Origin of the sequence: Streptomyces sp. NPDC091282, assembly GCF_044757385.1 — a bacterium.
Classification (GTDB): Bacteria; Actinomycetota; Actinomycetes; order Streptomycetales; family Streptomycetaceae; genus Streptomyces; species Streptomyces gramineus.
Genome location: NZ_JBIVUX010000010.1, coordinates 81,719 through 105,650 on the forward strand (window position 1 = coordinate 81,719; position 23,932 = coordinate 105,650).

A 23,932-nucleotide genomic window follows, 5' to 3' on the forward strand; every position below is an offset into this window, starting at 1 on the left:
CGACGGACCGTCCGGGCGCGGTCGAGTCAGGGAAGGTACGTCACAGTGTCAGAGAATGCGCAGCACAGCCACGGTCACGGGCACGGTCACGGGGACGGCGGTGAGGACGGGCCGAGCTGGACCAGGGCGGCCACGCTCCTCCAGGACGCGGCGCCGATCACGATTCCCGAGGGCGCCTCGGCGATGACCATCCACGTGGCGTGGGAGCCGGGCGACCCCGGAACCCCGCCGCACCGCCACTCCGGACCGGCGTTCGGCTACGTCGTCAAGGGTGCGGTCCGCTTCGAACTCGAGGGCGAGCCCGAGCGCGTCGTCGAGGCGGGCGGCACGTTCTGGGAGCCCGGCGGCGACGCCATCCACTACCAGGACGGCAACGCGCTGGCGGACGCCAGGACCGAGTTCGTCGTCACCATGATGTGCGCCCCGGGCAAGCCCATGCTCGAACTCGTCGACGAGGAGGAGCTCAAGCAGCGCGCCCACCTGCGCGCTCCGCGGCCCACGGCCTGATCCGCCTCCGCCCCACACGCCACGCGGGAGGGGACGTGCGGACATGAACGCCTCCGGCGTCGTGCACATGATGCTGACCGTGCTCTTCACGGCCACCGCCGTGCACGGCGTGCACCGGGCCGTGGCGCCCCGCCGGGCGGGATGGCGTGAACGCGGAGACCAACTGCTGCATGCCGCCATGGCAGCCACCATGGCGGCCATGCCGTGGAGCCACGGCGCGTCCCTGCCCCACCCCGCAGGAACGGCGTTCTTCACGGTCGCGGCGCTCTGGTTCCCCGTGACCGCCGTCCGCCGAGACCATGGGTCCCGGCTCGCCGCCCTCGCCAGGAGGCTGCCTCCCGCGACCGGCATGGCCGCCATGGCGTGGATGGAGTGGCAGACGCACGCCATGGCCGGCCTGTCGGCCCCCGCACATCACCTCGGCGCGCTCGGCCACACGGCCCACCTGTCGGCGACCGTCCGGACGGTCACCGCCGCACTGGCCCTGTGCCTCCTGGTCTGCGCGCTGTCGTCACTGGCCCGCGTGCTACCCGGCCGGCGCACCCGGTCCGCCCCGGCCGCGGACTCGATCGACTGGCCCGAGCCGTACGGGCCGTTCTGGGACGGTTCGATGGCACTGGGCACGAGCATCATGCTGCTCCTGCACCACTGAACGGCACCGAGCGCCCGTCATCGCGCATCCGCGGGCCGAGCCGTCCGCATGTTTCGCGGTCACTCCGCGCGGGTGCGGAGGTCGGTGTCCAGGGTGCGGGTCAGTTCGCCGACCCGTCCGCCGCCGCTCGGGGCCGCCGGATAGCGTTCGAGCACGTCCAGGACGGCCGGTGTCGCCAGGTGTGCGGCCCTCCGGAGGTGTTCGGCGGCCACGTTCCGATCGTCGTCGGCGGCGGCGAGTTCGGCGGCTCTGGCCACGTGGGCGGCGGCGCCGAGAATGTGCTTGACCTGGGTGCTCCTGGCCAGCGGATGCAGATACGCGGCGGCTGCCGCGGCCATGGCCGCGCGGGCTCCCTCGCCCGCGGCCGCGGTGTCCGTGTCCTTGGCCGCCCTGAGCGCCGCCCATGCTCTGTCGCGCAGCTCCTTCCCTCGCTCACCGCCGCGGGCGAACGCCCACGCGGCGGTGACGGCGTCCCTGGGCCGCGAGTCGTCCGGCTGGTCGGTCTCGAACACGTCGAGCACCGTTTCCGCGCACGCCGCGGCGAACCCGGTGACCTCGCGGAGGTCCCGCATGCTCAGAGCGATCTCGTCTGCTTCCCCTCTCATGTCTCCATTCTTGTGCCGGCGCGCTCGTGGCCCGTCTTGATCACGTCACCGCGGGCGGGACGTGCCGGAGGGACGCGTCGGCGGTTTGGCGCGGTCCGGTCGGGTCGTGGCATCGCGCCGGTGCCCGCCGTTCAGGGTGGCGGCGCCGGAGAGGGCGTCCGGCAGCGCGCGGCGCGAGTTGATCCCGAGCTTCGTGTAGACCTTCCGCAGGTGCCACTCCACCGTGTGCGGACTGATGAACAGCTCGGCGCCGATCCTCGCGTTGGTCATCCCGTCGGCGGCGAGGGCCGCGATCTGGGACTCCTGCGCCGTCAGGCTGTTCGTCGCCTTGGTCACGCGGGCCTTGACGTGCTCACCGGTGGCGATCAGCTCGCGGCGGGCGCGCTCGGCGAACGCGTCGGCCGGCATGCCGTCGAACATCTCGTAGGCCGTGCGCAGGTGGTCGCGGGCCTGCGACGGTCGACGGTTGCGGCGGAGCCACTCGCCGTACAGCAGGTGGGTGCGGGCGACTTCGACGGTCACGCCACCACGGCCGAACTCCTCGACGGCGGTCCGGTAGAGGGCGTCGGCCTCGTCGCCGTCGGCGAGCAGGGCCCGGCTCCGCGCGCCCGCGCCCGCGGCCCATCCGGATTCGGCGGCACGGGTGAGTTCGAGCAGCCGGGCGAGGGAGGCGTGGGCCAGGTCGGGTCTGCCGCACCGGGTGGCGGCCTCGATGTGTTCGACCAGCGACAGGCCGGTGAAGTTGAACCCGTCGTGCTCGATGCCCGAGCGAGCGGCCGCCAGGGCGTCCTCGTAGCGCGCCAGTCCGTTGAACAGGACGCCCTGGATGTAGCCGGTGGCGCCGAGGAGGGACACCTCGCCGCGTTCCACGGCTCGGGTCCGGGCGTCGTCGATGATGCGGGCGGCCGCGTCCGCCTCGCCCCGCCACGCGGCCAGGACGAGCGCCGCGTACGTGTGCGGTGCGTGCCCGGTCGCGGCGGCGAGCGTGTCGGCTTCGTGGATCATCCGGGCGGCCTCGGCGAAGTCGCCGTCATGGATGCGGACTCCGCCGGCGTAGATCAGCGCCGGCGGCAGCGCGCCGAGCGCACCGATGTCGCGGGCCAGCCGTACCGCGCGCGTCGCCAGCCTGTCCCAGGCGTGCAGGTCCCACGCGTAGTGGATGAACGCCTCCAGGGCGACCGGGACGAGCAGGAGCCAGCGCATGGTGGCCTCACGGGTGCGGAGTTCCTCCTGCGCGAGGAGGTCCAACGCGCGGCGCAGCGCCGGGAGTCCGGTCTCGTAGCCGTCGGTGAGGATCGCCGCAACGCCCTCCAGGAGGAGGTCGGCCGCCTCGGACCCCGAGGGCGGCGCACCGGACGCGCGTGCCGCCGCGGCGGCGGCACGCGCACCCGTCGGACCGTGCACCCGGCCCGCGAAGATGGTCGCGCTGATCGCTTCGAGGTAGGTCTCCCGTGCCAGTGGTGACTTGGCGGCGGTGAACTGCGCTGCGGCTTCGAGGAGGAGCGGGGCGGCCTCGTCGCTGCGGCTGCGTGCGAAGAGGATCCGGGCGCGCAGTCGCGCCAGGCGCGCGCGGTCCAGTGAGCTGAGGGTGCACAGTTCGGCGAGCGTCGCCTGTTCGGTGGCGCGATCGGGCGAGGCGGCCGAGAAGTGGGCCTCGGCCGCGGCGACGGCCCGGCGTCCACGGCGCCGGGCGTCCGGCGTCAACTGCGACGCGCGCTCCAGGAGTACCGCCTCGGCGGCGATTCCGCCGCGCTGTCGCGCCCGGTCGGCCGCCCGTTCCAGCTCCACGGCGACCTCCTCGTCCGGCCCGCAGGCGGCCTGCGCCGTGTGCCAGGCACGCCGGTCGGGATCCTGTGCGGGGTCCGTTGCCGCGGCCAGCGCCCGGTGCACCGCCCGGCGCTCCTCGGGCCCGGCCCGGTGGTAGACGGCGGAGCGGACGAGCGGGTGCCGGAAGCGGAGGAACCCGTGGAGGTCGATCAGCCCCGCCGACTTGGCCGGAGCGGCGTCGGGAACGATGTCGAGCGAGGCCGCGGCGCGCGTCAGGAGTCCGGCGTCCCCGACCGGTTCCGCGGCGGCGATGAGCAGCAGGGTGCGGGTCGGTCCGGGCAGCGAGCCGAGCCGATCGGCGAAGTCCCGTTCCAGGCGGCTCGACACCGTTGCCTCGAACCCCGGAGAGGCGGACGAGTCCAGGCCGTAGGCCAGTTCGGCGGCGGTACGGCCGCGGGAGAACTCCAGCAGGGCGAGCGGATTGCCGTGCATCTCGGCGACGAACCGGTCCCGGACCCGCTTGTCCAGCCGCCCGCCCACCGTGGACTCCAGCAGTTCCGAGGCCGCGAGGGCGTCGAGTCCACCGATGCGGGTCCCCGGCAGACCGGCGAGCGCGGCCTTCCCCTCGGGATCGCGTACGGCGAAGACCATCGCGACGGCCTCGGCGAGCAGCCGTCGGGCCACGAACTCCAGTGTCTGCAAGGACACTTGGTCGAGCCACTGGGCATCGTCGACCACGACGAGCACCGGCCGGGTCTCCGAGGCCCGGGTGAGCAGGGACAGCACCGCGAGGCCGACCAGGAAGCGGTCGGGCGGGTCTCCGGCCGCCGTCCCGAAGGCCACGCGAAGGGCGTCGCGTTGGGGTCCCGGCAGCGCGTCGACCTGCCCCAGGAACGGAGCGCACAGCTGGTGCAGGCTCGCGTACGGCAGTTCCATGTCCGCCTCGACGCCTTGCGCCCGGGTGACCGTCACCTGCGTCGCCCGGGCGACGGCGTACTCCAGCAGTACCGACTTCCCGATGCCGGCCTCGCCACGGAACACCCGCACGCGGGACTCACCGGCGCGCAGACCGACCAGGAGGTCGTCGAGCGCGGCTCGTTCATCCTGCCGGCCGACCAGATCGGGAAGCGTGCTGGTGGTCATGGGACGCGACTCCTATCGGGCTGCGGGTACCTCGCGCGGACTGTGCATGTGCGCGCACAGGCCCGTACACCCGACTGACCGGGAACCGGCAGGATTTGTGACGAGCGGACCGCGGCCGATCCGTCAGTGCGGGCGGCGAGCCTTCCAGCGCCCGCCGCAGGGTCCGCCGACCCCGGCCAGGACGAGGCGCTAGCCGCACCACTCCGGCGACGCGCCCGTGTCCCGCTGCTCTCCCCGCAGGTACCGCAGCAGCTCTCCGTCGGTGTCCTCGGCGGCCATCTGTCCGACGGCGCCGGTGACGGCCCGGTGCAGGACCGGCGTGCCGATCCGCAGCGTGTCGTGGGCGACGGCGGTGAGTTCGATCTCGATGCTGCGACGGTCGTCGCTGGAGGTGCGGACGGTGATCAGGCCGCGGTCCTGGAGGCGGGCGACGAGACGGCTGGTCGCGGACTGGCTCAGCCCGACGACCGCGGCGAGGTCACCCAGGTAGAGGGACCCCTTGCCCGCCCACGTCCCGCGCCGCAGGGCACCCAGCGCGGAGAACTCCCGGGCCCCGAGACCCACGTGCCGGCGAAGATCTCCCTCGATCCGGGCCTCGATCCTCTTGTGGACGCGGTTCATCGTGGTCCATCGCCTGACCATCACCAGATCGTCGCTCACCGGAGAGTGCTCTTTCCCTGTCATGGCCCGTCCGTCACCTCGTGGGACGACCACCGTCCCGGCCGCCGGGGCCTCGGCGCGCCTTCCCCATCAGACAGGGCAGCGGCTCCCCACGTGACACTCGACGGGCACCGGCCAGGCGCCGACGGTCCCCGGTCCGGGGCGGCGTCAGATGAGTTCCAGGCCGCCGTCGACGGTGATGACCTGTCCGGTCGCGTGCCGTCCTGCGGGCTCCGCGAGGCGCAGAACCCAGTGGGCGACCTCCTCGGCATCGGCGATGCGGTGGGTCGGGATGCGCTCACGCTCGTAGGCGTACATGTCGTTCGCGGCCTCGGGGCTGAGGCCGGCGTGCAGCATGACGTCGGTCCGCGTCGGGCCGGGAGCGATCGAGTTGACGCGGACGCCCTCGGCGGCGAGTTCCAGCGCCCAGCTGCGCGTCAGCTGCTCCACGGCGGCCTTCGTGGCCGCGTAGTGGGCGCCTCCTGCCATGGGCCGGTGGCCGTAGGTGCTGGACAGGTTGAGGATCGTGCCGGAGGTTTCGCGCAGGTGCGGCAGGGCCTCGTGGGCGAGCAGGCTCGGGGCCACGACATTGAGCGCGAACAGGTCCTGCACCACCTTCTTGTCCGTCTCGGCCAGCGGCATGACGGCGGTCGCTCCGGCGTTGTTGACCAGGTGGTCGAGGCGCCCCCATCTCCGGACGGCGGCGCCGACGATCTGCGCGGGTGCTCCGTCCTCGCACACGTCGATGGCGAGGATCTCGATGTTGCCGTCGATCGCCGCCGTGTCCTTCAGCGGCTTCTCACGCCGGCCCACTCCGAGCACGTGCGCACCGGCCTGCGCGAAGGCCACGGCCGTGGCCCGTCCGATGCCGGACCCGGCACCGGTGACGATCGCGACGTGTCCGGAGAAGCTTCGGTCCGTTGATTTCGTGATCATGAGACTCTCATCGTTCGAAGGTCGTCGTCCGCGAAACATGATGTGCAAGCGTTTCCCACGCAGTCAAACATGTCCGGCGATCCGTGACGCGAGGCACAGAAAAGTGTCACACCTTGTTGTTCGTCATGCCGCTCGACGGCCGCACGTCCGAGCCGGTTGTCACAGAACGTCCCGGTCGCCGGTCTGTTGACCGACCCACCCAAGCGATCGGAGCAGTCGTGGTTGCCACCGAAAAACGTCTTTCCACCATGGTGCTGGTGATCGGTACCGGCGGCGCGGGCCTGCGCGCGTCGATCGAGCTGGCGGAGGCCGGCGTCGATGTCATCGCCGTGGGCAAGCGCCCCAAGGAGGACGCCCACACCTCCCTCGCCGCCGGCGGCATCAACGCCGCCCTGGCCACGATGGACCCCGAGGACAGCTGGCAGCAGCACGCGGCCGACACCCTCAAGGAGAGCTACCTGCTGGGCGACCCCCGCACCGCCGAGATCGTGACCCGGGGCGCCGCGCGGGGCATCGACGACCTGGAGCGCTACGGCATGGCCTTCGCCCGGGAGGCGGACGGCCGTATCTCCCAGCGGTTCTTCGGGGCCCACAAGTACCGCCGTACCGCTTTCGCCGGCGACTACACGGGGCTGGAGATCCAGCGGACGCTCATCCGGCGCGCCGGCCAGCTGGACATACCCGTGCTGGACGGCGTCTACATCACCCGCCTGCTGGTCGAGGACGGTGCCGTCTTCGGTGCCTACGGCTTCGACCTGGCCTCCGGTACCCGGTACCTCGTGCACGCCGACGCCGTCATCCTGGCCGCGGGCGGCCACACCCGGATCTGGCGCCGCACGTCGTCCCGGCGCGACGAGAACACCGGGGACTCCTTCCGGCTCGCCGTGGAGGCCGGCGCGCGGCTGCGCGACCCGGAGCTGGTCCAGTTCCATCCGTCGGGGATCATCGAGCCGGAGAACGCGGCGGGCACCCTGGTCAGCGAGGCGGCCCGCGGCGAGGGCGGTGTCCTGCGCAACGCCCTCGGCGAGCGGTACATGAGCCGCTACGACCCGGCGCGGATGGAACTGTCCACCCGCGACCGGGTGGCCCTGGCCTCCTACACGGAGATCAAGGAGGGCCGCGGCACACCCGACGGCGGCGTGTGGCTGGACGTGTCGCACCTCCCCCGCCAGACCATCATGCAGCGGCTCCCCCGGGTCTATCAGACCCTCCTCGACCTGCAGATGCTGGACATCACCCGGGATCCGATCGAGGTCGCCCCGACCGCGCACTACTCGATGGGCGGAGTCTGGGTGCGCCCGGAGGACCACGGCACGGACGTACGCGGGCTGTACGCCATCGGCGAGGCGGCGAGCGGCCTGCACGGCGCCAACCGGCTGGGCGGCAACAGCCTCATCGAGCTGCTGGTCTACGGCCGGCTCACCGGGCAGGCGGCGGCCGCGTACTCCGAGTCGCTCACCGCTCAGCGACGGTCGGCCTCCGCGGTCGCCGAGGCGCGGGCCGAGGTCGACGGGCTGCTCGCCGCGGACGGGCCCGAGAACGTGCGCGCCCTGCAGCGTGCCATCCGCGACATCATGACCGAGTACGCCGGTGTCGTCCGCGACGAGCAGGGGCTGCGCACCGGACTCGCGGAGCTGGCGGCCGTCGAGAAACGGATGGACGACGTCGGTGTGCATCCCGACATCGCCGGCTTCCAGGACCTCGCGCACGCCTTCGACCTGAAGTCGGCGGCGCTGGCGGCCCGGGCCACCCTGGAAGCCGCCCTCGAACGGCGGGAGACACGCGGCTGCCACAACCGCAGCGACTACCCGCAGACCGATCCCGCGCTGCGGGTCAACCTGGTGTGGTCCCCCGCGACCGGCGTCACGCGCGAGAGCATCTCCGCCGTCCCGAACGAGATCGCCTCCTTGATGGAGGACGTCACGACCGACGGGAAGCTCGTCGAGTAGGCCCGGAGCCGGCGCTCCGCCCTGTCGGTGTGCCGCAGCCCGCGCGCGTGGCCGTGCCCGGGGCCCGTCGTCCGCACCGGGGAACGGCGGGCCCTTCGCGCTGCCCGTCACCGGTTCCTCCTCCGGCGAGGCCAGGGTGTCCCCCCTCCCCCTCCCCCTCCCCCCGGGCCCCTGGTCCCCGGCCACGCAGCCACCACGCGCTCACCACGTACCGGCCACGGACGGTCAAGGGCGCGACCCACCACCTCGGGAAGCGAGGTTGGTTGCGCGGCCGTCGCGGACCGCTCACCCCCCACAGGACCGAGGAGAAGACCGTGGACACCACCCTCATGGAAGCGAGGCGCGAGCCCGGCGTGCAGGACGCTCCCGCGCTGCCGGACATCGCGGAACTGGACGACGCGGTCGCCGTGTTCACCCGGACCCGCCCCTCGCTGCTGCACATAGCGCACCGCATCGTCGGCAGTCCGACGGAGGCCGAGGACGTCGTGCAGGAAGTCTGGCTGCGGCTGCAGGGCACGGACCGGACGGTCGTGAAGAATCCGTCCGCTCTGCTGCGGACGATCACCGCGCGGTTGGCGGTGAACGTGGCCCTGTCGGCCCGCAGACGCCGCGAGGTCAGCGCCAGTCCCTGGATTCCCGATACGGCGGACCTCGACGTGTCACCGGAGTCGGTCGCCGAGCGGCATGACACCGTGGCACACGCCGTCGCCCTGCTGCTGGCCACGCTGACACCGAGGCAGCGAGCGGCGTACGTGCTGCGCGAGGGGTTCGGGTACTCCTACGACGGCATCGCGGCGCTGCTCCACCTCAGCGTCGTCAACGCACGGCAGCAGGTGGCACGTGCGCAGCAGCGGCTCGGCAGCCGTCGTCACCGCCAGGAGGTCGATCCCGTCGCGCACCGCCGCCTGGTGCAGGCGTTCCTCGGGGCCGCGCGCACCGGCGAACTGGCGCACCTGGAGCGTGTTCTCGTGGCGGACGCGCAGTGAGGGCCCCCAGCACGCGCACCGCCCGATCAGGTCAGCAGGCCGACGAGCAGAGCCGTGCAGGCGATCACCACGACGAGGGCCAGGGCCATACCGATCAGTGTTCCGCGCAGCCACCGTCCGAGGCGCACACGGTGCATCTCCTCCGCCGCGCTGATACTGCCCGCGATGTGGTCCGTGACCATGCGTGCCACGTACCGCTGCTCGTCGAGGTACCACCTCTCGAGCGCGTCCTTCTGGGCCGGGCTGAAGTCGTCTGCCCGCGCGATGAATTCGGCCAGTCGCCGGCGGGCCGCGCCGAGGTGGGCCTCCTGGTAGAGGTAGGCCTCGATGTCGATCAGGCCGCGGGCCGCTGCCTGCTTGTCCGTGTCCATCGTGCGCTCCGAAGTGGTGGGGTACGGCCGCTCGGGTCCCGGTGGCGGCGGCCACCGGCGGGCCTGTTAGCGGCGCCGGAACCCGGGTGGGGGTTTTCACCCCATAGGACCGGGTCGGAGGGTCCGCTGTGACACCGCTCGACGGCCACCACGGCGCGCACGAGACAGTGGCACCACTCTCTGAGAAGTATCCTTTTCCTCCAGTGTCTTACGGTTCGGTACGTATCGCGATACCCGCCCCGCCCCCGCCCCGGCACGCCCGTCCGTCAGGCGGGGGTCTCGGCGTTCGCCACCAGGACCGCCCGGCCGAGGGTGTGGCCGGCCATGGTGAAACCGAGGACGGCCGGGGTGGCGTCGGCCGCGACCCCCGTGGACTCGACGTCGAGGGCGTGCACCACGACGAAGTAGCGGTGCGGGCCGTGGCCGGCCGGCGGGGCGGCGCCGATGAAGCGGGCCGCGCGGGCGTCGCCCGGTATCTGGAAGGCACCGTCGAGCAGCCCCGATCCGGTGTCGTCGCCGGCGCCCTCGGGCAGGTCGGTGACCGTGGCGGGGATGTCGGCGACCGCCCAGTGCCAGAACCCGGACCCGGTGGGGGCGTCGGGGTCGTAGACGGTGACGGCGTAGCTCCTGGTGCCTTCCGGGGCGCCGCTCCAGGACAGCTGCGGGGAGACGTCCTTGCCGCCGGGGACGCCGAAGATGCCGGAGAACTGCTCGGGCGGCCAGGTGCCGCCCTCACGGACGGTGGTGCTGGTGACGGTGAAGGGGGCTGCTCCATCCCGTCGGGGAAGGGGAAGCAGATGCTCTCCGAGCAGGTCCACGCACACCTGCGGGACGCGATCATGCGCGGGGACCACGCCTCCGGCGCCGTCCTCAAGCCGCAGGAGCTGGCCAGGGAGCAGGGCGTGAGCCTGGCCGTCGTACGCGAGGCGCTCGTACGGCTGGTCGGCGAAGGACTCGCCGACCGGCTGCCCAACCGCGGCTTCGCCGTCCCCGCCGCCTCCGACCGTCGCTGGCAGGAGATCGCGGAGGCCCGCCGTACCGTCGAACCGGTCCTGCTGCGCATGTCGATCGAGCGCGGCGACCTCGACTGGGAGGCGCACGTACGCGCCGCCCACCATCGCCTGACCCGCACCCCGCCCTACGTGCCCGGGGAAGGCGAGTACTACAGCGAGGCGTGGTCCGAGGCCCACCGCCTCTTCCACCGCGCCCTGTTGGAGGGCTGCGGCAACCCGGTGCTGCTGGAGACCTTCGACCGGATGTGGACCGCGAGCGAGCTGGCCCGCCGCTTCTCGGCCCGTCGCAATCCGGACCGGGACGGCTTCGACGAGCACCGCCGCCTGGAGGAAGCCGCCCTGGCCCGGAACGCCGACACGGCGGCGGCGCTGCTGACGCGGCACCTCACGCAGACCGCCACCGGGCTGTCGGGCACCTGACCGACCTCCGCGGGTGGCGGCCCGCGGCGGGTCAGCGGGCCGGGAAGGCGTTGAGGTTGCCGAAGTCCTCGGCGCCGTCCAGGGCCGTGCAGGTGCCGCTGGAACGGAATTCGACGGCGGTCTTCTTCGCCAGGCCGTGGAGGGCCTGTGGGCGCCCACTTCGGCAAGCGGATGCACACGACCCCGACCTCGTACCGGCGCACGTTCGCCAACCGGCCCCGGTGGTCGATCACTCGGCCTGACGGCCGGCCCGGCCGAAGATCGACCGAGCCGCTAGTCTCCGAGGCGTGGATCAATCCCCTCGCCCCCGGCAGACGGTCACGCGACTCGTCGGCGGGCACATCTGCGCCTACGAACCGACCGCCGACGCCATGGGTGTTCTGGCCCCGGCAGCAGTGTTTCCGCCCTCCCCGGCCGACGACGTCGCGGGCCGCGCCGTCGCCTCGGACCTGCGGCGCGCCTACTACACGACCCTCGACGCCGCCGTCTGCGTGACCGCGGACGGGACCGAGGTCTGGCGGTCGCCGTTCGAGCCCCGTTCGGACCGGCGGCACGGACACCGGCCCGGCTGCGTGCTGTCGTCGGACCAGCGGGTGCTGTGGGTCTATCGCCCGGACGCCATGGCCGGCCGCGACCGGCCCGACCAGTGGGTCGCGCTGGACTCCGGGACCGGAGCGGTCGTCGCGCAGGCGGATCTGGACACCGTCGGGCACGGCGGGCTGCAACTGCCGCATCCGGCGGACGGTCACGTCCTCCTCGACGTGGGCGAGGGACAGGACGGCTCGGTCGTCTACCGCGCGTCGCTGACCGGGTCCCGGATGGACCTCGTCGCCTATCCGTGGGACGACCGGTGTCTCATCGACCTGTCACCGGACGGCCAGCAGTTCATGACGATCGATCACGGACAGGCCGACGTCGCGGTGCACACCTACCCGGACGGCGCGGTGAGGTTCACGCTGCCCGTCGACGCCTTCGGGCACGATCCCGACGAGATCTGCATGGAGTGGAGCGGCGGCTACCTGACCCAGGACACGATCGTCGTCACCCTCGCCGGCGAGACCGAGGACGAGCAGGAGTGGTTCCGCCACTACCGCGTGGACGCGCTCTCCGGCCAGGTCCGAGCGGTGTTCGAGGCGCACGCCGACAACCCCTACGACATCCAGCCGCTCGGCGACGGGTCCTGGCTCACCACGGACACGTCCGGCCACCCCGTCCGCCGGACCGACGCGTAGCCGCGGCCGCCGGGCCTCCGGGCGGGGCACGGCACCGTGGGCCGCGGTGCCGTCGTGCCCGACCTGGCCCGACGGGTCAGGGAGATCACTCGCCGTATGCTCGCTGCCATGAGTGCCGTACAGCCCGCCCGGAAGCGCGACAGCGCCGCGACGCGTGAGGCCATTCTCGCCGCCGCGATCATCGAGTTCACCGAGCACGGGTACGCCGCGGCCGGGGTCCGGCAGATCTCCGAGCGGGCCGGCGTCACGGCCATGATGATCAACCGCTACTTCGGGTCGAAGCGGAACCTCTTCGCCGAGGCCGTGGAACGCGCTTTCGCACCGCCGACGATCATCGGCGACGATCCGGCCGGGCTGTCCCACGCCGTCGCCCGTACCCTCGCGGAGCGCACGGCGCCGGACGCCGAACGGCTCGACCCGTTCCTTCTCCTGCTGCGTTCGGCCGCGGAACCCGAAGCCGCGGACATCCTCCGCGCGGGCATCGAGTCCCACGTGGGCGCCCGCTTCGCCGGGCTGCTCGACGGACCTGACGCGGAGGTTCGCGCACAGCTCGGCCTCGCACTGGTCGCGGGCACCTGGCTGCTGCGTGCCGTGGTCGGCACGACCGCACTGGCGGAGGCCGGTAACGAGGAGCTGGCGGATCTGGTCTCCGGCATGCTCGATCCCGTCGTCGGCCGGCGCGAGCCCGCCCCGGCGGCCGACGGCGCCGAGCAGTAGCACCGCGCCGCGGCCGGGCGAAGCGCGGGAGAAGCCCCCAGCACAACCGTTCGCATATGCGAATAATTGTCCACAGTGCGGGCCCGCTCATCCTCCCGCGTCAGAACGCGGACCGGATCACGCCGCCGTCGACCCGGAGGGTGGCTCCGCTGACGTACTGGGCGTGCTCGCTGCACAGGTAGGCGACGGCCGCCGCGATCTCGCGCGGCTCGCCGAACCGCTCCTGATCGTTCGGGATGAGCGCCTCGACGGAGTTGCGCTCGATCTCCTCCCACGACTCGCCCCACCCGCGAGCGGGCGCGATGCCCGTCAGGAGGTCCTTCACCGAGTCCACGAGGATCGCGCCGGGCGACACCACGTTCGAGGTCACCCCGGTGCCCTTGAGTTCACGGGCCAACGAGACCGCGAGGTTGTGCCGAGCGGCCAGGGTGGCGTTGTACTGCGGGTGCGTGTCCATCGGCTGGGAGGCGAGCCCGCCGCCGATCGTGACCACCCGGCCCCAGCCCCTCTCACGCATGGGCGGCACCAGGTGCCGGATCATCCGCACCCCCGAGACGACGTTGATGTCGTACGTCGAGAGCCACTCCTCGGGAGTCGCCTCCGACCAGCCCAGATGCCGGTAGAAGCCCGCGTTGTTGACGAGGATGTCGACCGGGCCGTGCTCGGCCGCCGCGCGGGCGACGTCGGCGGCCTCCCCGTCGTGCGCGAGGTCGCCGAGCGCCGTGGTCGCCGAGCCGCCGGCCGCGCGGATCTCGTCGGCGACCCGTTCCGTGCGGCCCTTGTCCCGTCCATGGACGACCACCGCCGCGCCTTCGGCCGCCAGCATCTTCGCGACGGCCTCGCCGAGCCCGGAGCTCGAACCGGTGACCAACGCCCGCTTCCCCACCAGATTCAGGTCCATGCCGTGTTCTCTTCCGTGAGCAGATCACATCGGGGCACCGTCAGGTGACGTTCCCGACAGCAAGTCTACACTTGCATACTTACGACATGCCGACCTTCGTGACCCGCCCCCGCGCCATCCCGGAGCGCACGTCGGCGCCTCTCCGGGGGACATCCCCGGGACGTACTTGGCCGAAAGCGTTTGCTCGACGCTCGAATCGTGTTCTCGGCGTGCGGGCGTCCGCACACCGTCGTCACAGAATGCCGGGTTCCGGACGTTCAAGATCAGTCAGAAACGGGTCAAGTTGCGTATCACACGCATGTGTGGCGAGGGCGGTTTCCCGACTAACTGAACTCGTGTGAGGGATCAGGTCGTTGGTACAGTCCGAGGGGTTCGAGGGGTGGCTAGCATGAGCGGCGTGCGTGAACCGGAAGCCCGCCGTCCTGAAACGGCTGTGCTCCGGGACGTCTACGACGTCCAGTCGCCCACGTGATCTCTGCTCATACGGACCGAGGGACCGCGGAATGCCAGTGCCTGCTCGCCCCCGTCAGCGTCGACGCGGGAAAGGGGCGCGCTCATCCCCCACCGTGTTCCCGGTGATCCTGGTCCTCGCGGCCGCGGGCGCCGCCACCACGGTCCTCCTCGCTCCCGAAGGCGCCCGCACCTGGGTCATGGGCACGGCCGTCGCCGCCTGCGGCTGCCTCGTGGCCGTCGTCAGCACCGCCTCCTACCTCCTGCGCCGCGCCCTGCGGCAGGCGGACGCCTCCGGCGGCGAGCTGGAGATGACCAAGGACAACTGGCGGCAGCAGGAGGCGCAGACGGCCCAGCTCGTCGGCGTCACCCTGCCGGGCGTCGCACGGCACCTGAAGAGCGGCGCCGGCGCCGACGAGGCCCTGTCCCGGGTCGCCGTCCCGTCCGACCCGCAACTGCGCCAGATGCTGCACACGTTCACCGGCGAACTCGCCGAATCGGTTCGACGCGCCGTCCAGGCCGAGGAGCAGCTGCGTGCCGCCCGGACCGAGCTGACGCAGGAGAGGGCCGAGCTGGAGCGCCTGATCGGCGAGACGCTGCCCGCCGCGGTGGCCCTGCTGCGGGAAGGCAGTTCGGGCAACACCGTCCTCACCAAGCTCGCCTGGCCGCAGGACGACGTGCTGGCCGGCTCGGCCGAGTGGTTCGTCCGGGAACTGGCCTACAGCGAACGGCGGTCCGCCGCCGCCCAGGCAGCCTCGGCCAAGGCACTGAGCCGGGTCCAGGCGAAGACCGTCTCCATGCTCGCCGACCTGCGGGACATGCAGGACCGTCACGGCGGCGAGGTCTTCGGCGACCTGCTGCGGCTGGACCACAGCACCTCCCAGCTCGGCCTGATGACCGACCGGCTCGCGCTGCTGATGGGCGGCCGGTCCAGCCGCGTGTGGAACAAGCCGATCATCATGGAGAGCATCCTGCGCGGCGCGGTCGGCCGGATCGCCGCCTACCGGCGCGTGCGGCTGCACTCCTCCAGCAAGGCGGCGATCGCCGGCTTCGCCTCCGAAGGCGTGATGCACCTGCTCGCCGAACTCATGGACAACGCCGCCAACTTCTCGCCGCCCATCGACGAGGTCCACGTCTACGTGGAGGAGCGCAGCGCGGGTGTCGTCGTCACCATCGAGGACAGCGGTCTGAAGATGTCCGACGCCGCCATGCGCCGGGCGGAGGAGTCCGTGTCGGGCCGTGTCACCGACCTCGCCTCGCTGCAGGGCACCCGCCTCGGCCTGGCCGTGGTGGGACGCCTCGCCGAGCGGTACGGCATCAGCGTCAACTACCGGCCCTCCTCGCGCGGCGGCACCGGTGTCGTCGTCCTGCTGCCGCCGCAGCTGGTGGCCCAGCAGCGGGAACCGCTCGTCGAGCGGCCACGGCGCGGCGCTCAGGCCCCGGCGACCGTACCCGCTCCCGCGGCGCCGGAGCCGGCCGCCCGGCTCGCTCCGCCGGTCGCTCCTGCGGACCTCGTGCCGGATCCCGGTCCCGCACCTTCGGCCGACCAGGACACCGTCACCGACAACGGACTGCCCGTGCGCGCCCCCGGCCGCACCATGGCCGAGGCCGAACGCGCCCGGCAGAAACCGTCGGTGCCGGCGCCCTCGGCCGGGTCCCGTGAGCCGGGACCCGCGCGCAGCGCCGGAAGCCAGTTCGGTGCCTTCCACCGTGCCCGGCACGGCGGTACGGCCCCCGACCCGGCCGCCCGCCCCGACGACGGGCCGGGAACAGCGGCCGACTAGGCCGCGAGCGACCACACATCCACGTACGCCCCTGCGCGTACTCCTCAAGGGCAGCCGCCCACCGCCATCGCGCCTCGCCGCCGCCGACGATCGATTGGAGGAACGGGCCGGGTGACCTCACCGGTCACAACCCGTCCCAGCCACCATGGAGACCACTGACAACAGCCTCACCTGGCTCCTGACGAACCTCTTGGAGCGCACCCCGGGCACCCGCCACGCGCTCGTCCTGTCCCGGGACGGCCTGAAGCTGTGCTGGACGGAGCACATGGCCCTCGACCAGGCCGACCAGCTGGCGGCCATCTGCTCCGGCATCCAGGCCCTCGCGCAGGGCGCGTCCGCCGAGTTCGGCGACGGAACGGGCGGCGTACGGCACTCCATGACGGAGTTCCACGGCGGCCTGCTGTTCATCGTCGAGGCCGGTGAGGGCGCGCACCTCGCGGTCGTCGCGCAGGAGGACGCCGACCCCGGTGTCGTCGGCCACCAGATGACGGAACTCGTCGAGCAGATCGGCGAGCACCTGCGGGCCGAGCCGCGCACGCCCGCCGGCCGAGGTGCCTCCGCGTGATGCACAAACCCGTGGACGTGGGCGATCCCGACCGGCTCTACATGGTCACGGGCGGCCGCAGCACCGCCGACGACGCCTTCGACCTGGTGACGCTGATCGTCAGCGAGAGCGAACCCAGCACCGGCATGCAGTCCGAGCACGTGCGGATCCTGGAGCTGTGCCGGCACCCCACGGCGCTGGTCGAGATCTCCGCAGAACTGAAGCTGCCCATCACCGTCACCCGGATCCTCGTCGGCGACCTCCATGACATGGGCAAGGTCAGCGCCCGTCACCCCCGGGCGGCCGAATCGGTCGCCTCGCTCCCCGAAACCGCCCTGCTCCAGGAGGTCCTCCATGGGCTCCGCAACCTCTGAGCTGCCCTCCCAGCGCACGCCGCTGACCGACACCGCCGAGACCGGCCTGAAGATCGTCGTCGTCGGCGGCTTCGGCGTGGGAAAGACCACCCTGGTGCGCTCGGTGAGCGAGATCAGGCCGCTGAACACCGAAGAGGTCATGACGCAGGCGGGACAGGGCGTCGACGAGACGGCCGGGGTGGAGCGCAAGACCACCACGACCGTCGCGTTCGACTTCGGCCGCATCAGCCTCAATCAGCGCATGGTCCTGTACCTGTTCGGCGCACCGGGCCAGGAGCGGTTCTGGTTCCTGTGGGACCGCCTGTTCTCCGGCACCCTTGGCGCGGTCGTCCTCGTCGACACGCGCCGCATGCAGGACTCCTGGTACGCGATAGACCGACTGGAACACCACCGGACGCCGTTCGTGGTGGCCGTGAACCGCTTCGACGACGACGCGAGCCGTTTCTCGCTCGAAGAGATCCGCAAGGCCCTCGCCCTCGGCGAGCACGTCCCGATGGTCGACTGCGACGCCCGGGTCCGGTCCTCCTGCAAGGAGGTCCTCATCACCCTCGTGGACCACCTCTACTCAATGGCCCTGTCCCAGGAGAGCACACCGTGAGCGACCCCACCGGCTCCCCGTCCGCGCCCCCGCCGCCACCCGGCTGCCCCGCGCACGGCTCGGCCGTGCAGCTGGCCGGCCTCCAGTACCAGCAGACGCCCTCGCAGCTGTACCGCTCCCTGCGCCGGGAGCACGGTCCGGTCGCGCCGGTGCTGCTGGACGGCGACATCCCGGCCTGGCTCGTCCTCGGCTACCCCGAGGTCTCCTACGTCACCAGCCACGACGAGCTGTTCGCGCGGGACTCGCGGCGGTGGAACCAGTGGGACGCCATCCCGCCGGACTGGCCGCTGCTGCCGTACGTCGGCTACCAGCCCTCGGTGCTGTTCACGGAGGGGACGGAGCACCAGCGCCGGGCGGGTGTCATCACGCAGGCGCTGGAGGGCGTGGACCAGTTCGAGCTGGCCCGTGAATGCGAGCTGATCGCGGGGCAGTTGATCTCCTCGTTCGCCGGCAGCGGCGAGGCCGAGCTGATGAGTACGTACGCGCACGCGCTGCCGGCCCGTGGCGTGCTGTGGATGTGCGGCATGCCGCAGGACAGCACGGACACCGAGCAACTCGTCGACGACCTGCGGATCTCGCTCGACGCGGGCGAGGGCGACGACCCGGTGGCGGCGTACATGCGCGTCGGCGAGCGGATCATGCAGCTCGTCAAGGAGAAGCGGGATCGGCCGGGCTCGGACGTCACCTCGCGGATGCTGCTGGATCCGGCGGGGCTCAGCGACGAGGAGATCGTGCAGGACCTGATCTCCGTCATCGCCGCCGCGCAGCAGCCGACGGCCAACTGGATCTGCAACACGCTACGGCTGCTGCTCACCGACGAGCGGTTCGCGCTCAACGTCTCCGGCGGCCGGGTGAGCGTGGGCGAGGCCCTCAACGAGGTGCTGTGGCTGGACACTCCGACGCAGAACTTCATCGGCCGCTGGGCCGTGCGCGACACGCAGCTCGGCGGGCGCCTGATCCGGGAGGGCGACTGTCTCGTCCTGGGCCTGGCGGCGGCCAACACCGACCCGCAGATCTGGCCCGAGTCGCACGTCGGCGCGGAGAACTCGGCGCACCTGTCCTTCAGCAACGGCGAGCACCGCTGTCCCTATCCGGCGCCGCTCCTCGCGGACGTGATGGCGCGTACGGCGGTGGAGACGCTGCTGGAGCGCCTCCCCGACCTGGTGCTGGCCGTCGAGGCGGATGACCTGACGTGGCGTCCGTCGGTGTGGATGCGCGGACTGACGTCCCTGCCGGTGCGGTTCACCCCGACCGTCCAGTAGCGGCCGCGGCCCGCGCCGCCGGGCCGGGCAGGTGTACGGCGGCTGCCCGGATCGCCGGCGGGACCGTGGAGCCGGCGGCGGCTCTCAGCCGGCGTTCGGAGTGAAGCGGACCGGCAGCGACTGCGGTCCGCGGGTGAACACCCCCTGCTCGACCGGGTCGAAGCCGTCGGCGAGGCGGAGGTCGGGCATCGCGTCGAGCAGCTGGTTCACGCCGGTCTCGACCTCCGCCTTGGCCAGCAGGGCGCCGACGCAGAAGTGGCGGCCGAGCGCGAAGGCCAGGTGGTCGGCGGCCGCCGAGAACGCCGACGTCGTGGTGAGGTCGTCGCGGAAGATGTCGAACCGGTCGGGCTCGCGGAAGCGCTGCTCGTCCCGGTTGGCGGCACCGATGAGGCAGGTCACGGTGGCCCCGGCCGGGATGGTGCCGCCGCTGACCTCGACGTCCGTGGCCGACTGCCGCATGATCATGTGCACCGGCGGGGTGTAGCGCAGCGTCTCCGCGAAGGCCGCGGATATCAGGCTCCGGTCCTCGCGGACGGCCGCCAACTGCTCCGGATGCACCAGCAGGTTGGCCAGGATGCTCGCGATCGCCTTGTCGGTGGTCTCGCCGCCGGCCGCGAGGAGCAGGCTGCAGAAGGCCTTGATGTCCTCGTCGCTCATCCGGACGCCGTCGACCTCGGCGGCGCACAGCGAGGACAGCAGGTCGTCCCCCAGGTTGTCGCGCCGTTCGCGGATGATCGGGATCATGTACTCGGCGAACTCCACCCGGGTGCGCTCGCCCGCCGCGGTCACACCGGGGTCGCCGGAGAGGTTGCCGAGGAAGGCGATCACGGCGGTGTACCAGCCGTGGAAGCGGGTGTGGTCCGCCTTGTCCAGGCCCAGCATGTCCGCGATGACGTTGACCGGGAACCGGGTCGCGTAGTCGGCGACGATGTCGGCGGAGCCGGAGTGCCGGAAGGCGTCGATGAGTTCACGCGAATTGCGCTCGATGACCGGCATGAACTTCTCCTGCAGGTCGCTGCCGCGGAAGGCGGGGGCGACGAGCGCCCGGCGCACCGCGTGCTCACGGCCGCTCAGCTGCAGGATGGTCTTGCCGTGGACCGGCTCCAGCTGCCAGTCGTAGTTGTCGGTCGTGAACTCCGCGTTCTTGTCCTTGAAGACGCGCTCGACGTCCTGGTAGCGGGAGATGACGTAACTCTGGGTCGCCTCGTGCCAGATGAGCGGTTCCTTCTCCCGCATCACCGCGTAGGCGGGGTAGGGGTCCATGGCGAACTCGGGGGAAAGGATGTCGGGTACCAGCGGGGCAGCGGACACGGAACTCCTCAGGTAGATGCCTGCGCTCACGCGACACATTAATGATCTTCCGGTGACTCAAACAGGCCAGTCCTGGCCGAAGTTGAGCGTGCAACCGATTCATCTGGCGCGCAAGGCATGCGGAGTTCGCCCGGACGCCGGTTCAACGGGCCCTCACATAGGCGGAGCCCGCGATCCGGAGGGCGGTGTGGGAGCTTCGGCACCGCGCCCGCGCGGCTTCCAGGGCTTCCTCGACCTCCGGCGCGAACCGGCCACCGCTCACCGGCCCGAGGACGATGTCGGGCAGATCCATGGCCGCCCGCCACGCGGTCTCGATGGCCCCCACCAGCACGGGCTCGGCGTCGACGAGGAGGCCGACCCGGTCACGGGCGACCGTGGCCGCGCTGCGCGTGGTCGCGCGGGCCGCGCGCTCCTCCGCCGTCTCGGCGTCGCCCGCGCGGCGGGACTCGACGAACAGCCAGTGCACTTCACGGTGGCGTACGACGGCCTCCAGCAACTCGGCGACGGCGCGCGTCACCTCCTGGCGATGCGCGTGCAGGCGAGCCTGCCGATCGCTGGACCGCTGGGCGTGTCCCGCCAGCGCGACACCGGCGAGTGTGCCGAGGACGGCGACGATCGTGGACCACATCAAGGACTCCTTGGACGTGCGGCCACAGCCGGGTTGTGGAGCCCCGGCATCGCCGCGGACGATCTCGACGACGTCGATCTTCCCGCGCCGACGGCGTCGCGGGGAGTCTCGGTGGCGCCCTTCGTGAGGGTCCTGCCGCCCGGCCGGTACGGGTCCGCCCGCACACGGCTGTGGCCCGCCCCATGGGAAACGGGACGGGCCACAGTCGGGTGAGGCGGCGCGGAGGGCGCCGTACGTGCCGGACGCCTTCCGCGTGCGAAGCCTAGGCCGCTCCGAGCGGTTGTTCCGCCGGTACGGGGACCGGCGCGCCGGTGTGCGGGATTCCGCTGTGCGGGAGAGGTGTGGCACCTGCCGGGCTCTGGAGCCGGCCGGCGGGCAGGACGGCCCGCACCCGGTCCGTCCCGGTCGCCGCGCCCGCACCTGCGCCGCCGCTGCTGTCGATCGGCTGGTCGAGGTAGTCGTGCGCCGCTCGCAGGGCGTGGGCGATCTCCCGCGTCCCGGTGGACACGCACAGCGTGTAGACCAGGTCCTCCAGGCGTGCGCCGGGCGCGGTGCCGTCGGCGCGTGTGTCGGCCGCGAGGAGCGTTTCGTACTCCGTGAGCAGTCTGCGCAGGGTGGCGGGGTGGGGCATGAGCATGGGACGGGCTCCTCGGATGCCGGCTGTGGGTAGCGGGGTGTGCGGGGTGTGCGGGGTGTGCGGGATGGCGGCGTGCGTCACTGGTGGAGGGCCTGGGCCCGGACCGTGGCGCAGCTGCGGGTGATGAGGCGGGAGACGTGCATCTGGGAGATGCCGAGCTTGTCGGCGATCCGGCTCTGCGTCATGTCCTCGAAGAAACGCATGTAGAGGATTTCCCGCTCCCTCTCGGGCAGCCGGCGCAGGCCTTCCTTGACGGCTTCCCGGTCCACGACGGTGTCGAAGGAGCCGTCCACGTCTCCGAGGGTGTCGGCGAGGCTGTGGCCGTCCTCGCCGGCGGAGAGTTCGGCGTCCAGGGACAGGGTGCTGAAACTCTCCAGCGCCTCCAGACCGGCCTTGACCTCGTCCTCGGTCAGCCCGGTGTGGGCGGCGAGTGCGGCCCGGGACGGTTCCGGGCTGCCCGGCCGCTCCATGAGTTCGCGACGGGCCACCCGTACGCGGTTGCGCAGTTCCTGCACGCTGCGGGGCACGCGCAGCGCCCACATCCGGTCGCGGAAGTGCCGCTTGACCTCACCGGTGATGGTGGGGATCGCGTAGCTCTCGAAGGCGCCGCGGGACGGTTCGTAGCGGTCGACGGCCTTGACCAGCCCGAGGGCGGCCACCTGGCGCAGATCCTCGATGTTCTCGCCGCGGTCGCGGAAGCGGCCGGCGAGACGGTGCGCCATGGGCAGCCAGGCGGCCACCAGTTCGTCGCGCAGGGCGTCCCGTTCGGGGCCGTCACCGAGGGCGGCGAGCCGGGCGAAGCGGGCGGCGGTCTCGGGGGCGTCGTCGTGGGGGTGCCGGGACGGGGCACGCGCGGGCGTGCGGGACCGGCTGGAGGCGATGTTGCCGGGCATGCGAACAACTCCTGGACGGATGTTCGGAAAGCCCCGGAATTCGGATTCCGGATCTCTGAACGCGTGGTCAGGGGTGCCGCAACGAGGGGACCCGGCACCAGAGGAGCCGGGCAGTCGGGGATGTCCCCGCTGGGCATGCGCCTCCGGTCCGAAGCACTGACCTTCGCGTGCCCCCGATCGCGCACCGCAAACCGAGGAGTGGAACGCACGGGAGCGGCGCGTCCCGACGCGGAGGTCTGAGACCGATCAGGCAGGGGACCCGGGGACAAGGAACGGGTGCGGGAGATTTCCCCCGGGGGAGCCGGCCCGGTCCAGGCTTCTCCGGTTCAGACCGTGAGCCGGAGAAGCCGCCTCCACCGCGACTACAGAGCGCCCTGTTCGCACATCCGGCGGGCGACCTCGCGGAGCTTGACGTTCTGTTCCTGGGAGTACCGGCGCAGGACGTCGAAGGCCTGGTCCTCGGTGAGGTGGCGGGCGCCCATGAGGATGCCCATGGCCTCGCCGATGGTGTGGCGGGTGGTGACCGCCTGTTCCATCTGGGCGTGGGTGCGGGCGGCGGAGAACGCCACCGCGGCGTGCGAGGCCAGCAGCAGACCGGCCGTCTCGCTGGTGGCGGTGAACGCGCCGGGCTCGCGGGAGTACAGGTTCAGGGCGCCGAGGTCTTCGTCGTCGGTGTACAGCAGGAAGCCCATCATGCTGCCGATCCCCAGCTTGTGGGCCTGCGGGGCGTAGGCGGGCCAGCGCTGATGGGCGGCGGTGAGGTCGGAGATACGGAAGACCCGCTCGCCGAGCGAACTCCTCGCGGCGTCGAAGCACGGGCCCTCTCCGAGGTGTTCCTGGAGCCGGTCACTGTCGACGGCCAGCTGGGCGGTGGGGGCGAGCGTCTCCACCTGCCGGTCGTGCAGCACGAGGATGCCGGCCGCGTCGCAGCCCTCGACCAGCTCGGTCGCCGAACCGGTGATCCTTTCCAGCGTGCCGGCCACCGAATCCTGTGCCAGCAGATCACGCGCCATCGCGGCCATCTGCTGCGCGAACCGACCCCAGTCCACGTCGTCCACCCTCTCGTCTCCGGTTACGAGGAGTCTTGTACCCCGTCCTCCGCACACCGCGCAGGGCGAGTTCGACGAGAGCGGCCTTCCGCTTCCCCGGCCCGCGGTCCGCCCCGCAGCGGGGCCGGCCCGTCACCCGCCGATCGAGTCCGCCACGGTGGGCCGGACGTCCAGCACCCGGTCCGCTCCCGTGAGCGCCAGCACCCTGGCGAGCGGGGACGCGGGAGAGGCCACGCGCAGCACGGCCTTCCGGTGGAAGTGCAGCAGCAGGTTCAGGACCGTCGAGTCGGCGAAGGTGAGGCCGGAGGCGTCCACCACCACCGTGGAGTGGGTCCGGACTCCGCTCTCCAGCGCCGCCGACAGCGCGGAGACCGAGTTCAGGTCGAAGGCGCCGACGACGGTCACCACCCACGCGTCACCCTGCGCCTCCTGCGTGACGTGCGGCAGCGACCCCGTGGGCGCCGTGGTCGGTTCCGGCGGCCTCTCTTCGCCGCCACTCGCGGAATTCATGCCGGTGAGTATGTCGTGAAGATCGTGCGTGCG

At 72.1% G+C, this 23,932-nt stretch carries 25 protein-coding genes; 12 read left to right on the top strand and 13 right to left on the bottom strand.

Annotation, left to right across the window (positions count from 1 at the left end; all coding sequences use genetic code 11):
* The first annotated feature begins 45 nt into the window (after nt 1-45).
* Both ACIQOE_RS35620 and ACIQOE_RS35625 read left to right on the top strand, forming a co-directional pair.
* Complete coding sequence (locus ACIQOE_RS35620) at nt 46-507, top strand: cupin domain-containing protein (RefSeq protein ID WP_365556021.1); 462 nt, start codon at nt 46-48, stop codon at nt 505-507.
* 43 nt (nt 508-550) lie between these two features.
* Nucleotides 551-1,159: a DUF5134 domain-containing protein gene (locus ACIQOE_RS35625; protein WP_401415987.1), complete on the top strand. Its 609-nt coding sequence runs from the start codon at nt 551-553 to the stop codon at nt 1,157-1,159.
* Nucleotides 1,160-1,218: 59 nt separating this feature from the next.
* Here the strand turns inward: ACIQOE_RS35625 and ACIQOE_RS35630 are convergent, their stop codons facing one another.
* From ACIQOE_RS35630 to ACIQOE_RS35645, 4 genes are all read right to left on the bottom strand, one after another.
* Nucleotides 1,219-1,764: a putative immunity protein gene (locus ACIQOE_RS35630; protein WP_401415989.1), complete on the bottom strand. Its 546-nt coding sequence runs from the start codon at nt 1,762-1,764 to the stop codon at nt 1,219-1,221.
* Between the two features lie 45 nt (nt 1,765-1,809).
* Nucleotides 1,810-4,674, bottom strand: coding sequence for a helix-turn-helix transcriptional regulator (locus ACIQOE_RS35635; protein WP_401415991.1), 2,865 nt, complete (start codon nt 4,672-4,674; stop codon nt 1,810-1,812).
* 189 nt (nt 4,675-4,863) lie between these two features.
* The gene (locus ACIQOE_RS35640) at nt 4,864-5,334 is read right to left on the bottom strand and encodes a MarR family winged helix-turn-helix transcriptional regulator (protein ID WP_365556029.1); all 471 of its coding nucleotides are present in this window, start codon (nt 5,332-5,334) and stop codon (nt 4,864-4,866) included.
* Between the two features lie 168 nt (nt 5,335-5,502).
* On the bottom strand, nt 5,503-6,270 hold the full coding sequence (locus ACIQOE_RS35645) for an SDR family oxidoreductase (RefSeq protein WP_362641440.1): 768 nt from the start codon (nt 6,268-6,270) through the stop codon (nt 5,503-5,505).
* A 248-nt stretch (nt 6,271-6,518) separates the two neighbouring features.
* Between ACIQOE_RS35645 and ACIQOE_RS35650 the strand changes: the two genes are divergently transcribed.
* Nucleotides 6,519-8,219: an L-aspartate oxidase gene (locus ACIQOE_RS35650; protein ID WP_401416237.1), complete on the top strand. Its 1,701-nt coding sequence runs from the start codon at nt 6,519-6,521 to the stop codon at nt 8,217-8,219.
* A gap of 314 nt (nt 8,220-8,533) precedes the next feature.
* Nucleotides 8,534-9,205 (top strand): sigma-70 family RNA polymerase sigma factor, encoded by a 672-nt coding sequence (locus ACIQOE_RS35655; protein WP_401415993.1) that lies wholly within the window; start codon nt 8,534-8,536, stop codon nt 9,203-9,205.
* 26 nt (nt 9,206-9,231) lie between these two features.
* Here ACIQOE_RS35655 and ACIQOE_RS35660 read toward each other — a convergent pair whose 3' ends face one another.
* Both ACIQOE_RS35660 and ACIQOE_RS35665 read right to left on the bottom strand, forming a co-directional pair.
* A complete protein-coding gene (locus tag ACIQOE_RS35660) occupies nt 9,232-9,576 on the bottom strand; it encodes a hypothetical protein (protein WP_365556033.1) in 345 nt (114 codons plus the stop codon).
* Between the two features lie 266 nt (nt 9,577-9,842).
* The gene (locus ACIQOE_RS35665) at nt 9,843-10,394 is read right to left on the bottom strand and encodes a YbhB/YbcL family Raf kinase inhibitor-like protein (RefSeq protein ID WP_365556035.1); all 552 of its coding nucleotides are present in this window, start codon (nt 10,392-10,394) and stop codon (nt 9,843-9,845) included.
* On the opposite strand from ACIQOE_RS35665, the gene ACIQOE_RS35670 reads away from it, so the two are divergent.
* The 3 genes from ACIQOE_RS35670 to ACIQOE_RS35680 all read left to right on the top strand — a co-directional run bounded on the left by ACIQOE_RS35670 (nt 10,374) and on the right by ACIQOE_RS35680 (nt 12,958).
* On the top strand, nt 10,374-11,009 hold the full coding sequence (locus ACIQOE_RS35670) for a GntR family transcriptional regulator (protein WP_401415997.1): 636 nt from the start codon (nt 10,374-10,376) through the stop codon (nt 11,007-11,009). The two genes, ACIQOE_RS35665 and ACIQOE_RS35670, sit on opposite strands and share 21 nt — an antisense overlap.
* A gap of 287 nt (nt 11,010-11,296) precedes the next feature.
* A complete protein-coding gene (locus ACIQOE_RS35675; RefSeq protein ID WP_401415999.1) occupies nt 11,297-12,241 on the top strand; it encodes a hypothetical protein in 945 nt (314 codons plus the stop codon).
* A 108-nt stretch (nt 12,242-12,349) separates the two neighbouring features.
* The gene (locus ACIQOE_RS35680) at nt 12,350-12,958 is read left to right on the top strand and encodes a TetR/AcrR family transcriptional regulator (protein ID WP_401416002.1); all 609 of its coding nucleotides are present in this window, start codon (nt 12,350-12,352) and stop codon (nt 12,956-12,958) included.
* A 100-nt stretch (nt 12,959-13,058) separates the two neighbouring features.
* Here ACIQOE_RS35680 and ACIQOE_RS35685 read toward each other — a convergent pair whose 3' ends face one another.
* Nucleotides 13,059-13,859 (bottom strand): SDR family NAD(P)-dependent oxidoreductase, encoded by an 801-nt coding sequence (locus ACIQOE_RS35685; protein ID WP_401416005.1) that lies wholly within the window; start codon nt 13,857-13,859, stop codon nt 13,059-13,061.
* 503 nt (nt 13,860-14,362) lie between these two features.
* On the opposite strand from ACIQOE_RS35685, the gene ACIQOE_RS35690 reads away from it, so the two are divergent.
* The 5 genes from ACIQOE_RS35690 (at nt 14,363) to ACIQOE_RS35710 (ending at nt 18,871) form a co-directional block, all read left to right on the top strand.
* Nucleotides 14,363-16,093, top strand: coding sequence for an ATP-binding protein (locus ACIQOE_RS35690; protein WP_401416007.1), 1,731 nt, complete (start codon nt 14,363-14,365; stop codon nt 16,091-16,093).
* Between the two features lie 145 nt (nt 16,094-16,238).
* Complete coding sequence (locus ACIQOE_RS35695; protein ID WP_351939317.1) at nt 16,239-16,658, top strand: roadblock/LC7 domain-containing protein; 420 nt, start codon at nt 16,239-16,241, stop codon at nt 16,656-16,658.
* Entirely contained in the window at nt 16,655-17,011 is a 357-nt protein-coding gene (locus ACIQOE_RS35700) for a DUF742 domain-containing protein (protein ID WP_351324382.1), read from the top strand. The genes ACIQOE_RS35695 and ACIQOE_RS35700 overlap by 4 nt, the downstream gene beginning before the upstream one ends.
* On the top strand, nt 16,992-17,609 hold the full coding sequence (locus ACIQOE_RS35705; protein WP_351324384.1) for an ATP/GTP-binding protein: 618 nt from the start codon (nt 16,992-16,994) through the stop codon (nt 17,607-17,609). The genes ACIQOE_RS35700 and ACIQOE_RS35705 overlap by 20 nt, the downstream gene beginning before the upstream one ends.
* Nucleotides 17,606-18,871: a cytochrome P450 gene (locus ACIQOE_RS35710; RefSeq protein ID WP_351324386.1), complete on the top strand. Its 1,266-nt coding sequence runs from the start codon at nt 17,606-17,608 to the stop codon at nt 18,869-18,871. The genes ACIQOE_RS35705 and ACIQOE_RS35710 overlap by 4 nt, the downstream gene beginning before the upstream one ends.
* Nucleotides 18,872-18,955: 84 nt before the next feature.
* Here ACIQOE_RS35710 and ACIQOE_RS35715 read toward each other — a convergent pair whose 3' ends face one another.
* The 6 genes from ACIQOE_RS35715 to ACIQOE_RS35740 form a co-directional block, all read right to left on the bottom strand.
* Nucleotides 18,956-20,182 (bottom strand): cytochrome P450, encoded by a 1,227-nt coding sequence (locus tag ACIQOE_RS35715; RefSeq protein WP_362641415.1) that lies wholly within the window; start codon nt 20,180-20,182, stop codon nt 18,956-18,958.
* A gap of 142 nt (nt 20,183-20,324) precedes the next feature.
* The gene (locus tag ACIQOE_RS35720; RefSeq protein ID WP_351324388.1) at nt 20,325-20,810 is read right to left on the bottom strand and encodes a hypothetical protein; all 486 of its coding nucleotides are present in this window, start codon (nt 20,808-20,810) and stop codon (nt 20,325-20,327) included.
* Between the two features lie 262 nt (nt 20,811-21,072).
* Nucleotides 21,073-21,447: a DUF5133 domain-containing protein gene (locus ACIQOE_RS35725; protein WP_401416011.1), complete on the bottom strand. Its 375-nt coding sequence runs from the start codon at nt 21,445-21,447 to the stop codon at nt 21,073-21,075.
* A 77-nt stretch (nt 21,448-21,524) separates the two neighbouring features.
* On the bottom strand, nt 21,525-22,340 hold the full coding sequence (locus ACIQOE_RS35730) for a SigB/SigF/SigG family RNA polymerase sigma factor (protein WP_401416013.1): 816 nt from the start codon (nt 22,338-22,340) through the stop codon (nt 21,525-21,527).
* Between the two features lie 362 nt (nt 22,341-22,702).
* Nucleotides 22,703-23,389 (bottom strand): GAF and ANTAR domain-containing protein, encoded by a 687-nt coding sequence (locus ACIQOE_RS35735; RefSeq protein WP_362641404.1) that lies wholly within the window; start codon nt 23,387-23,389, stop codon nt 22,703-22,705.
* Between the two features lie 132 nt (nt 23,390-23,521).
* Nucleotides 23,522-23,899 (bottom strand): STAS domain-containing protein, encoded by a 378-nt coding sequence (locus tag ACIQOE_RS35740; protein ID WP_351324394.1) that lies wholly within the window; start codon nt 23,897-23,899, stop codon nt 23,522-23,524.
* Between the last annotated feature and the right edge of the window lie 33 nt (nt 23,900-23,932).